The 12,597-nt window shown below is 36.5% G+C and carries 9 protein-coding genes; 6 read left to right on the forward strand and 3 right to left on the reverse strand.

Annotated features, from left to right (window positions below):
- The 3 genes from HMPREF2846_RS13230 to HMPREF2846_RS13240 all read right to left on the reverse strand — a co-directional run.
- On the reverse strand, positions 1–1,516 hold a 1,516-nt coding region (locus HMPREF2846_RS13230), incomplete at its 3' end, for a YSIRK-type signal peptide-containing protein (protein ID WP_141751898.1).
- Positions 1,517–1,875: 359 nt separating this feature from the next.
- Positions 1,876–3,447 (reverse strand): YSIRK-type signal peptide-containing protein, encoded by a 1,572-nt coding sequence (locus tag HMPREF2846_RS13235; protein ID WP_070626826.1) that lies wholly within the window; start codon positions 3,445–3,447, stop codon positions 1,876–1,878.
- A 344-nt stretch (positions 3,448–3,791) separates the two neighbouring features.
- Positions 3,792–4,676, reverse strand: coding sequence for a helix-turn-helix transcriptional regulator (locus HMPREF2846_RS13240; RefSeq protein WP_023015545.1), 885 nt, complete (start codon positions 4,674–4,676; stop codon positions 3,792–3,794).
- A 266-nt stretch (positions 4,677–4,942) separates the two neighbouring features.
- Between HMPREF2846_RS13240 and HMPREF2846_RS13245 the strand changes: the two genes are divergently transcribed.
- The 6 genes from HMPREF2846_RS13245 to HMPREF2846_RS13270 all read left to right on the forward strand — a co-directional run bounded on the left by HMPREF2846_RS13245 (position 4,943) and on the right by HMPREF2846_RS13270 (position 12,501).
- Complete coding sequence (locus tag HMPREF2846_RS13245; protein ID WP_070626827.1) at positions 4,943–6,322, forward strand: AMP-binding protein; 1,380 nt, start codon at positions 4,943–4,945, stop codon at positions 6,320–6,322.
- The gene (locus tag HMPREF2846_RS13250; RefSeq protein WP_061055206.1) at positions 6,319–7,470 is read left to right on the forward strand and encodes a thiolase family protein; all 1,152 of its coding nucleotides are present in this window, start codon (positions 6,319–6,321) and stop codon (positions 7,468–7,470) included. Before HMPREF2846_RS13245 ends, HMPREF2846_RS13250 begins: the two co-directional genes overlap by 4 nt.
- Complete coding sequence (locus tag HMPREF2846_RS13255; protein WP_070626828.1) at positions 7,471–8,157, forward strand: hypothetical protein; 687 nt, start codon at positions 7,471–7,473, stop codon at positions 8,155–8,157. It begins immediately after the preceding gene.
- A 504-nt stretch (positions 8,158–8,661) separates the two neighbouring features.
- Positions 8,662–9,897 (forward strand): arginine deiminase, encoded by a 1,236-nt coding sequence (arcA, locus tag HMPREF2846_RS13260; protein ID WP_070626829.1) that lies wholly within the window; start codon positions 8,662–8,664, stop codon positions 9,895–9,897.
- Between the two features lie 267 nt (positions 9,898–10,164).
- Entirely contained in the window at positions 10,165–11,589 is a 1,425-nt protein-coding gene (gene arcD / locus HMPREF2846_RS13265) for an arginine-ornithine antiporter (RefSeq protein ID WP_002479925.1), read from the forward strand.
- Positions 11,590–11,829: 240 nt separating this feature from the next.
- Positions 11,830–12,501, forward strand: coding sequence for a Crp/Fnr family transcriptional regulator (locus HMPREF2846_RS13270; protein ID WP_070626830.1), 672 nt, complete (start codon positions 11,830–11,832; stop codon positions 12,499–12,501).
- Positions 12,502–12,597 lie beyond the last annotated feature (96 nt).

Genomic DNA, 12,597 nt, shown 5'->3' on the forward strand with positions numbered 1-12,597 from the left:
GAGCTTTTTGAGCTGTTTCAATTTTTTGTTTAGCTCTTTCGTTATTACCTGGTGCTTGGTTAGCATTTAATTCTTTAGCTTGAGCTACAACAGTATCAATAGCTTTAGCATCTGTACGTGCTACTTCGTTAAGTTTGCGATGTGCAGCAGCTTTTTGTTCTGGTTTTAAGTTTTTCAAAGCTTCAACAGTATTGTGAGCTGCTTTAACTTTTTTAGCTACGTCTGCTGGAAGGTTAGTGTTGGCAGCTGCTTCACGAACGTGTTTAGCTTGAGCACTTTCAGCATCTTTTTGTTTAGCAGCAGCAACGATGTCATTAATTTTTTGACCGTTGTTGTTTCCGCTATCTACTAAGATTTGATGGTTAAAATCATCTTTTTGAGCATCTGTTAAGTTTGGTAAATTGTTAACTGTGTTATAAGCAACAGAAGTTAAAGTGTTTAATTCTCTAACTGCTTTGTCTTTTTGTTCAACAGTGCTAGCACCTGCTTCACGAGCATGTTTAGCGTTACCATTTTGTTCATCTAAAGCTTTTGCATTAGCAACGATATTGTTAATGTTATGACCGTTGTTGTTACCACTGTCTTGTAAGATTTGTTTGTTGAATGCATCTTTTTGTTGATCAGTTAAGTTGTGTAAGCCGTTAACTGTGTTATAAGCAACTTGAGTTAAAGTATTTAATTCTCTTGCAGCTTTTTGTTCAGCTTTAGCTTTTTGTTCTTTATCATAAGCGAATTGAGCGTCTAATTGTTTAGCATCAGCAACGATAGCATCGATACGTTCGCCGTTGTTAGTACCGCTGTCTACTTCAACTTGATGTAAGAAGCTTAATTGTTGTTTGTCAGTGATGTTTTTCAAAGAGTTGATTACTTGATAAGCATCAGCAGTTTTTTGGTTTAAAGCTTTAACAGCTTTATCTTTAGCAGCAGCGTCAGCTTTAGCTTGTTCTTTACCTGCATTTTTAGCAGTTGCAATTTTAGCATCTTCAGCTTTAGCGTTTTGAACTAATCCTGCAATTTCATCAGTAGCTGCTTTAGTAATTTTTGCGCTGTATCTAGCTTTTGTAAAATTAGAAAGGTTTTCTAATTTATAAATTTCAGCTTTAGCGTTAGCGATTTTTTGAGCATGATCTTTTTTAGCTGTTTCAATAGCAACTTTTTTAGCAAGTTCTACTTGTTGGTTAACAGCTTTAGCGTCTTGTTCAGCAGCAACTTTTTTAGCAGTTGCAACTTGAGCATCTTCAGCTTTAGCGCTGTTTACAATGCCTTCAACATCAGTAAGTTTGTTATTACCAGCTGCAGCAGTGATTTTTGCGATATAAGCATCTTTTGTTTTATCAGAAATATTTGGTAAGTTATTTACCACGTTATAAGCGTTTTGTGTAATAGTTGTAGCATCTTGCGCATTGGCTTGAGCATCAACCGCTTGCGCTCCGCTTAAAAATACTACTGTTCCTAATGACACAGATGCGATACCGACTGTTAATTTACGTAAAGAAAATAGTTGTTTTTTCTTCATGATGTATTTCTCCTCCTAATGTGACTATGCATAGTAGTGATGACAATATGATAGGTTATTTATAGATATGCATATATTTTACACTACGTATATAGACATGATGCTTCACTTAAAAAATAAGTGTGAAAATTTTCTGTAAATTTAGACGTGCCTTTTACATTTAGTATGACACAATATGTCTTTTATAGAGTTTCGAAAATTATTTAATGGTTTAATGTGTATAAATTAAAGATTTAGAAGAACTATCTTAACTTACTTTTTAAGTTTCTCCTTAGAATCAGAAAAAACAACCCGATAGATATTTCTACCGGGTTGTTTGAGATAGGGGAGTTTTTATAATGTTAGATAGAAGAAAAATATTACTTACTTTCTTTACGACGTGCGTTTAATAAGAATAAAGTACCTGCGCTTGCAAATAAAGAGCCAGATAATAAACCAAATAGTACTTCGTCTGATTCACCAGTTGCTGGTAATTCTTTTGCATCAGCTTTAGGTTTCGCATTTTCTTTCGCAACTTTAGCGTCTTCTGCTTTAGCTTCTGTTAAGATTGCTTCGAATTGTGCACCTTTATCTTCTTTAGCTGATTTATCGATTTGTGCGATATAAGCGTCTTTTTGTTTTTGAGTTAAATTTTCTAATTCGTTCACTGCATCATGAGCTGCTTTAGTTCTCTCTTTTACTGAAGTTTTTTCATCCGCAGCTTTTTTAATATCTTTCTCTACAGCTTTTTCATCTGTTTTGTTTTCAGGTGTTTTTTCTTCTTTTACTTTACCTTCAGTTTTAGCATCTTCTTTAGGTTGTTCTTTTTGATCAGCTTTCTCTTCAGACTTGTTGTCTTCAGGTTTTGCTTCTTCTTCAGTAGCTTTATCTTCTGATTTTGAATCTTCTTGTTTTTCTTTATCGTCAGCTTTGTCTTCTTCAACTGGTGCTTGTTTAGCATCTAAAGCTTTTGCTTCAGCTAAAATAGCTTCAAATTTTTCTGTGCTGTTTTGACCACTTTCAACTAAGATTTGGTGGTTGAAGTCATCTTTTTGTGCATCTGTTAAATTAGGTAAGTTGTTAATTGTGTTATATGCATCTTGAGTTGCTTTGTTTAATGCTTCTAGTGCTTCAGGTGTTTCTTTAGCAGCTTGAGCATCAGCAGCTTTAGCTTCTGATAAAATCGCATCGAAGTCAGTGCTATTTGTACCTGCAACTTCTAAGATGCGTTGATTGTATGCATCTTTTTGAGCATCTGTTAAGTTAGGTAAGTTATTGATTGTGTTATAAGCCTCTTGAGAAGCTTGGTTGATATCTTGAGCTGTTTGATCATTTACTTTTTGAGCTTCTGCTAAGATAGTGTCGAAGTTTGTGTTGTTAGCACCAGCTGATTCAAGAATTTGTTGGTTATATGCATCTTTTTGCGCATCAGTTAAGCTAGGTAAGTTGTTGATCGTGTTGTAAGCATCTAAAGAAGCTTGATTGATATCTTGTGCTGCTTGATCATTGGTAGCTTGTGCTTCGTCTAAAATTTTGTCGAAGTCAGTGTTGTTAGCACCAGCTGATTCAAGAATTTGTTGGTTATACGCATCTTTTTGTGCATCAGTTAAGCTAGGTAAGTTGTTGATAATATTGTAAGCATCTTGAGAAGCATAGTTAATATCCTCAGCTGCTTGTGTATTATCTTTTTGAGCTTCAGCTAAAATCGCATCAAAGTTTGAGTTGTTTTGTCCGCTTTGTTCTAAAATTTGTTGATTGTACGCATCTTTCTCAGCATCTGTTAAACTCGGTAAGTTATTAATCGTGTTGTAAGCTTCTTGAGTTTTTTGATTTAAATCTTGTGTTTCAGCGCTTACTGTTTGTCCTCCGCCTAAAAATACTAATGTCCCAAGTGATACTGAAGCAATCCCCACAGATAGCTTACGTAAAGAAAATAGTTGTTTCTTTTTCATTTTCTAATCCTCCTAATAATAAATATGCATATACTTTGATAGACTTACTAAGATGAAAAAAATATATATTGCTTATACATTTATTTTACATAATAGGTGTAGACATAAATTTTCATTTATCAGAAAAATGAATGCGCTTTTCATAAATAAAGCACACGACTTATCCACATGGTATGACGCATTATGTCATCTGATGACTATATGTTTAAACGGAAAGTTAAAATGATTAAGAAAAAGTGAAAGCGTGATAGAATAAACAGAAAGTGGCTATTAATATAGGAAGAAACTCATTATAAGTTTCGACAAAAAAGCTGCATGTCCAAATTGAACATACAGCTTTCATGTTAATATTCATTTGCGCTTAGTCGAGTAAATAAGTATGTTTCTTGAAGTTTCAACAATTCTTTCATCACAATTTGATATGTACTTTCAGGTCCGACAAGCCGTGCTTGATTTCGTGCAGTGAAACAGAAGTTAATCGCATCTTCAACACACATTTTAATACGAATGACATAATACTTTTTATTAACTAATTTAATGATTTTGTGTTGGTAACGATGTCGAATCAATTCATAGAGTTCTGGCACGAGTTCAAATGTGACCCATTCTATAGAGTTATAGACGGATTGTGCATGGAAGTGGTTTGGACTGAAAGTGACAACTTTTTGTTTTAAGTCAGTAGAAAGGATTTGATCATGCATCTTATAAATTAGGTTGAATGTAAAGTTATAATATTGAATGCCGATAGGGGTAATCTCTTGGTGGTTATCAGTATATAGCTTTTGAGATTTATTGATTGCACGTGAAGCAGTCACAATATGATTGAGTTCATCGAAACGTTTGCCTACTTTCAACTTAGACAAATGTGAACGTAATTCGCTTTCATGTTGCGTATGGAAAGTCGCAATCAGTAATTCTAAATAATTATAAAGATGTTGATCAATATCAGGTGAAACGGTTTCTAACAACGTCAGCAAAAAGTAAAGTGAGACTTCATGGTTTGAACTGGAACTGTCCATTTCATAAGATTCTAACTTATGATTGTAGGTAATCTCTTTACGATAACCATGCCATTCGTCTGTATCGTAAAGAAAATTCCGAATATTATCGATATCTCTTTGTATTGTCCTTGAAGAGACACCCCATTCGTTAGACAGCTCATACTTATTTACAACCTTTTGTTGAAGCAAACGCGTATAAATACTTAAAATTCTGTGAGCTTGTTCCATAAACATGCCCCCTTGTTCTCAAGATGAAAATTCATAGATAGTGAGGAAAGATTCGAGTTTATGTGAGGTTACGAAGGTCGTCCGTCCAAATCTAAACACTGTAAAATCCTCGTTCATAATTAGTATACAATAATTTTGCATACAAAAGAATAATGAATTGGATTGTGTGGTGGATAGATTATAAAGCTAACTCATTCTTTCTCAATAGCACTATGATAAAATTAAACTGCTTTGAAATAAATTTTATTAAAGGAAAGGTGGTCTGTATGTCTGATATCGTCATTCAAACCGAAGCAAGCCGATTAACAAAAGAACAATTAAATGATGTGTTGAACATAGATCGTGGCTACATTGCACAATGGGCAAACCAAACAAAAAGTATTGGTATATTAATTCAAGATCCGGCACAATTCTTGCGTGTTTATCTCGCTGTACAATCTAACGGTTATTTACCGGTAGTGTTAGATGCGAAGTGGACGTCTGAACAACTACATCAAATTTTAAATCATTATCAGATTACACATGTGATTGCTGATAAGAAGATTGAAGGTGTTAATTCACTACGTCTTGAACAATTAAATGAAGCAGAAACACCTTCCTCACAAAAGGTGACATCACCGACTGATGATTTATTGCACATCGGTTTTACTTCTGGTACGACAGGCATGCCAAAAGCATATTATCGTAATAGGTACTCTTGGTTAGTCAGTTATGATGCGAATGACGATATCTTAAACGCACCACCTTCATGCGTAATTGCGCCAGGTCCAATTGCGCATTCACTGACCCTTTATGCCATGATGTATGCGTACCATGCTCATTGTCCGTGTTATATGCAGATGGATTATCATCCTGCGCAATTATTTCATCAGCTTATCGAGCATCCAAAGGCTGTCGTCTTTATTGTACCTTCGGTTTTAGAACAAATTTTACAATTAAACACCAAAAAGTTAAGAGATATCTCTGTGACATTTCTAACGTCAGGTGCGAAATTAGAACCGCATACGATTAAACGCTTTAAAGAAAGGATGCCGAAATCACAAGTTATTGAATTCTTCGGTACAAGTGAAGCGAGTTTTATTTCATATCATCACGTGACAGACTATGCGCCAAAGAATGTCGGGAAACTTTTCAAAGGCGTTAAAGTTATTTTAACTGATGACACTGGACAGAAATTGTCTGACCCTACTCAAATCGGACAGCTTCATGTACAAAGTGATATGGTCTTTTCAGGCTATGTAGATGGAGAAAGCATCTCTAATCAAGACACTATTGCGACAGGTGATTACGCAAAAATGACAGAAGATCAAGAACTGATATTAGAAGGACGCGTCAATAATAAAGTAATTGTGGGCGGAATGAATGTCTATCCTGAAGAAGTGGAACGTGTAATTTTAGAAACGACACCGATCCAACACGTTATGGTGACAGGTGAAAGGCACTATGAGTTAGGAGAAGTGTTGATTGCGTATTACCAAACAAAACAACCTATAACGATTCGAGAGATAAAACGTGATTTACGTCAATATTTAGAACGTTATAAAGTACCGATGCGCTTTATTGAAGTACCAGAAATGTTATGGACGAATAGCGGAAAAATCGCACGTAAAGAGATGGATGAACGCTATGGGAGGAAAGAAAAATGAGAGAAGCAGTCATTATTGAAGCGAAACGAACACCAATAGGCAAGTATGGCGGTATCTTTAAACATTTAGAACCTGAAGCTTTACTCAAGCCGCTTATCGATGAATTGATACAGCTGCATCCGTCTATCGCTTCAAATATACAAGATGTCATCATTGGTAATACAGTAGGTAACGGCGGTAATCTCGCGCGTAAATCATTACTTCATGCCGGACTCTCTTCTGATATTCCAGGTATGACGATAGATCGCCAATGCGGGTCAGGTTTAGAAGCAATCAACCTGGCATGTCGTATGATTCAAGCCGGTGCAGGAGATATTTATCTTGCAGGAGGAGTGGAATCAACAAGTCGAGCACCATGGAAAATTCAAAAACCGCAATCGCTGTATGAGAAACACCCGCCGGAAATATATGAACGTGCGCCTTTTACCCCAGAATCTATGGGAGATCCAAGCATGTTAGAAGCAGCTGAAAATGTAGCGCAAGTTTATCAAGTTGCTCGTGAACGTCAAGATGCTTTTGCGGCACGTAGTCATAAAAAATACTTTGAACATTTATCACAAATCCAACGTGAAATCGTACCTTTAACGATTCGTGGTGAACAAGTAACACAAGATGAAGCACCCAAACAAAAGATGTCTGCACAACGTTTAGCACGATTGAAACCGCTGTTCGATGCAGGCTCAGTCACTGTCGGCAATGCTTGTCCTAAAAGTGACGGTGCTGCGTTAGCGTTAGTTATGTCACGTGAAAAAGCAGAAGCACTCGGGTTAAAAGGTCAATTGAAATTTATAGATGCACAGGTCTCAGGAGTCAATCCCAAATTATTAGGTATTGGACCTGTCCCTGCGACTGAACAACTATTAATGAGACATCGATTATCTATTTCAGATATGGATTGGGTCGCATTTAATGAAGCTTTCAGCTCTCAAGTACTCGCTTCTATGGACTTGCTTGGTATAGAAGAAAAACAAGTGAATCCATTTGGTGGTGCACTCGCTGAAGGACATCCATATGGCGCAAGCGGCGCAAATTTAGTCGCACGACTGATTTCTATTCTTACGTATTTCCCTGGAAATCATGCATTAGCTACAATGGGCATTGGTGGCGGATTAGGTATTTCGACTTTATTTGAGAAGGTAGAGCACTAAATGAAACAGACATTTACTTGGAAATTATCGTCGCAATACGCTTCTATTCCTTTAGATGCGTTTTATTTAACAGATATTTGGCATCGTTTTGAACCCTTTCAAGTATCAGCTGAACATTCTTTTATCTTAAGACAGAAACGTATCCATCGTTATCATTCTTTAATAGAAGGAAAGACTTATACAGCTGAACTTAAATTAATAGATCAACGGGCCCTTAAACACTTTGAGCAATCACGTTATTTACTTACAGTTACCGCAACGGATAGCGCTGATATATGGATAGAGATTGAAACAACTTTTGTTACTATGAAAGAGACATTTCATCAACAATCCTCATCATCTGAAACACTTAACGTTAAAGAAACATTTTCTTTGCCAGCCCAAGCTTTACCGTTAGAAATAAAGTGGGGTGATGTTGAAACGTATTTAAAAACAGTCTCTGATTATAATCCTATTCATTGGCAAGAGGATGTGATGCCTGGAGATTTTGTGGTAATGAAAGCATTAGAGGTAGTAGCATCGCGTGATTATGAATTAAAAGATTACCGCAAGTTAGACATTAAATATAAACAGATGATCATAAAAGATGAATGGTTATACATTCAAGTGGATTCAAAAGACAGTTATACGCATATGAGTGTATATAATACAGCGCATCAACCGTGTATAGAGATTAAAGTAAGATAGATAATGGATGGTTTATAAGAAATAGGTATGAAGAGAGAACATATTAGTAAGTATTGAAAACCACACCGTGGTTTTCTTTTTTTATGCAGTTTGGTACAATTTTAAAGTTTTGTAAAGAAGCGGTTATTTAATCAAATACGGGTAGAGCCACATAAGGAGGGATTTATATTGGACCTTTATGCTGGTTCTTTTTTTATGTCTCAAAATACTAAGACTGAGATGCATTGTTAAAAGGACCACACTGACACGGTTTATGAAACATAATGTATATATTCTCTAAAAAATGAATAAATTTTTTTCTTTGGGATTTCAAGCACATTAAATTCGCTTATTATTCATAGTTTATACATGTAAACCCCATATAAATGTATTAAATATACAGAAACATGTAATGAATAAAAAGATAAGTGTGAAAAGTACAACAGTTGTAATGTGATTTAATTCACATGAGTATCATTTGAAAGGGCTTACAATATAGATAAATAAAACAAGGAGGTTTCACAAATGAATGAACATCCAATTAAAGTAAACAGTGAGATCGGTAAATTAAAAACGGTATTACTTAAACGACCTGGTAAAGAATTAGAAAATTTAGTACCTGAGTATTTAGGAGAATTATTATTTGATGATATCCCGTATTTAAAAGTAGCACAAGAAGAGCATGACAAATTTGCACAAGTGCTACGTGACGAAGGCGTAGAAGTGCTTTATTTAGAAAAATTAGCTGCAGAAGCCATTGAAGATCCAAAAGTACGTGAACAATTTATTGAAGATGTATTAGCGGAATCTGAAGATACATTATTAGGCCATGAAGAAGAAGTAAAAGAGTTATTCGAAACATTAAATAACGAAGACTTAATCGAAAAAGTAATGGCAGGTGTTCGTAAAGAAGAGGTAAGACAAGACCATGCACACTTAGTAGAGTATGTGGACGATTCTTATCCATTCTACATGAACCCAATGCCAAACCTTTACTTCACACGTGACCCACAAGCGTCAGTAGGTAATGGTATGACAGTTAACCGTATGTTCTGGCCAGCACGTCGCAGAGAGTCTATCTTCATCACTTATATCTTAAAACATCACCCAAGATTCAAAGATGCTGATATTCCAGTATGGTTAGACAGAAACTCACCTCACAACATTGAAGGTGGAGACGAATTAGTTCTTTCTGAAGAAGTAATCGCAATCGGTATCTCTGAAAGAACATCAGCACAAGCGATTGAAAAATTAGCACGTCAAATCTTTGCAAACCCAGATTCAAAAATCAGAAAAGTTGTTGCGATTGAAATCGCGAATACCCGTGCATTCATGCACTTAGATACAGTGTTCACAATGATTGACTATGATAAATTCACAATCCACTCAGCTATCGAGAAAAAAGGTGATGACATGAATATCTTCACACTTGAACCAACTGAAGATGGCAAAGATATCACAATCACACGTACACACAACTTAAAAGAAACATTAAAAGATGCGTTGAATTTAGACCACATCGACTTCATTCCGACAGGTGACGGTGACCGCATCGTAGGACCTCGTGAACAATGGAACGACGGATCTAACACATTAACAATCCGTCCAGGTGTCGTTGTTACTTACGACCGTAACTATGTATCTAACCAATTATTACGCGACAAAGGCATTAAAGTTATCGAAGTAACAGGTAGTGAATTAGTTCGCGGACGCGGGGGCCCACGTTGCATGAGCCAACCGTTATACCGTGAAGATATCTAATTCTAAAGTATACAGTGCTTTAAGTGATAAGGATTGCATCAATAGAGGCAGTTTAGCGTCATCACTTAAAGCCTGGCTTTAGATTGAATACTGCTTTGACTTAATTTGATACCTATTCACGGCGACATGTTTGTACATGGCCTATGATTTTGGAAATAGCAAGAGGCGCAGGCCCTTTAAAACAATTAAAGCAGTATAGCGTCAAAAAATAAATAAATTGACAACACATGCTTTGAGAGAGTCTCAAGCATTAAAGGAGTTTTGAAGATGAGCGGAGAACAAAGTAAACTCAGTAAAACGGCTTTAATCGGTCTGGTCGTTGGTTCAATGATCGGCGGCGGCGCCTTTAATATTATCTCTGACATGGGCAGCAATGCCGGCGGATTAGCAATTATCATCGGATGGATCATTACAGCTGTAGGTATGATATCACTCGCATTTGTATTCCAGAACTTAACAAATAAACGTCCTGATTTAGACGGCGGTATTTACAGTTATGCACGTGCCGGTTTCGGTGACTTCGTCGGTTTCTCCAGTGCATGGGGATACTGGTTCGCAGCATTCTTAGGAAACGTTGCATATGCCACGTTGCTGATGTCAGCAGTCGGCAACTTCTTCCCGATATTTAAAGGCGGCAACACACTTCCAAGTATTATCGTAGCCTCCATTTTACTTTGGGGTGTACACTTCCTGATTCTGCGAGGCGTAGAAACAGCAACCCTAATCAACAGTATTGTCACAGTTGCCAAGTTAATTCCTATCTTCCTAGCAATTGTATGTATGATTGTCGCATTTAACTTTGACACGTTTATGGCCGGTTTTGCAGGAATGAAAGGCAACATCGCATTACCAATCAACTTCTCAAACATTATGGAACAAGTGAGAGGTACAATGTTGATTACAGTATGGGTATTCACTGGTATTGAAGGTGCGGTTGTATTCTCAGGCCGTGCGAAAACGAAGAAAGATGTGGGTACAGCTACAGTACTCGGTCTATTGATTGTATTAGTGATTTACTTCTTATTAACTGTACTTGCACAAGGTGTTATCGAACAAAATCAAATCTCTGAATTAAGCAGTCCATCAATGGCAGCTTTACTTGCTCACATCGTCGGCCCATGGGGTTCAGTTGTGACAAACATTGGTTTAATCATCTCAGTACTTGGAGCTTGGTTAGGTTGGACATTGCTTGCTGGTGAGTTACCATTCATCGTCGCAAAAGATAAAATGTTCCCGAAATGGTTTGCGAAACAAAACAAAAATGGTGCACCAGTCAACTCACTCCTAATCACAAACATCTTAGTACAACTGTTCTTAATCAGTATGTTATTTACAGATAGTGCGTATCAATTCGCATTCTCACTCGCATCCAGTGCGATATTGATTCCATATGCATTCAGTGCATTCTATCAGTTCAAATATACATTGCAGTATGATCGTAAAAGCAACCTACAAATGGCAATCGGTATTATCGCTTCTATCTATGCGGTATGGCTCATTTACGCAGCAGGCGTGGACTACTTGCTACTGACAATGTTGCTATATGTACCTGGTCTGTTCGTTTACTGGATTGTACAACGCAACAAAGGTATCAAATTCATCACAAGAGACTACATTTTAATGGGATTCATTGTCATCTTTGCCATTCTTGGTTTAATAAGATTGTTCAGTGGCGCAGTAAGTGTCTTCTAATTACTGACGCATGAAATCCTGACAACAGATAAAGAAATGGCAGCTTGCAGGACCTCGCTACATCCTGTAAGCTGCCTTTCTATCTGTATACATAAGAATGTGTGTGCGAACGCAATATGATACAATAAACACGTTGCACATGTTGAAAAAAGGGCAGATATTTCAGTTGTCTCAATTAATTAAAACTATATTTTCAACACACATTCATGAAAAAGAGAGAAAGAGATGAGGTGAACGTGTATGAGCAATAGTACTGAAGATTATCAAGCGTCGATTAAAGCATTATCGAAAATATTAGAGGTACCATCAGGGCTGCTCATTCCTCATCTTTCTGAGATTTATGTCAGGAACTATGAAAAAGGGCAAGTGATTTATTATCAAGGATCAGAAGCGGATAGTATCTATGTATTATTAGAAGGTTATGTATCAAGAGAAATGTTGAACGAAAACGGTGACGACTATTTAATGTTGAACCGACCGATTAATATGTTTCCTTTAAATCATTTATTCCATTCTGATCATTACCATGAATCATGTACAGCGCTCACAAGCAGCTTGATTGTCAGAGTGCCTAAAAATGTCATTGAATATTTATGTAAAAATCACGAAGATACGTTTATTAAAATCTTTGATTTATTACGTACAGAAGCCAACCAAAACATTGAACGTAATATGGCTTTACTTGGTCGTAATGCCGAACAAAAGGTGATAAACACATTGCGCGTAATGTGCGAAACGGTAGGAAACGATCAAGGTGCTTATTACGAACTAGATAAGATTATGACTGTGACACTGTTAAGTGAGTTAGCAGGTGTATCGAGAGAAAAAGCCAGTCATGTGATCAGAGATTTAAGTAAACAAAATTTAGTGTTAAAGAATCATCAAACTTGGACTGTAAGTAAGTCCTTGTAAAAGAAGAGAGAAGCGGCATCCTTACTTTTGACCAAAGTAATCATGTCGCTTCTCTCTTTTTATTTAGGCTCTCTGTCAAATAGGACTGGTGAGCAA

The organism is Staphylococcus sp. HMSC056G08 (assembly GCF_001812305.1).
Lineage (GTDB): Bacteria > Bacillota > Bacilli > Staphylococcales > Staphylococcaceae > Staphylococcus > Staphylococcus simulans.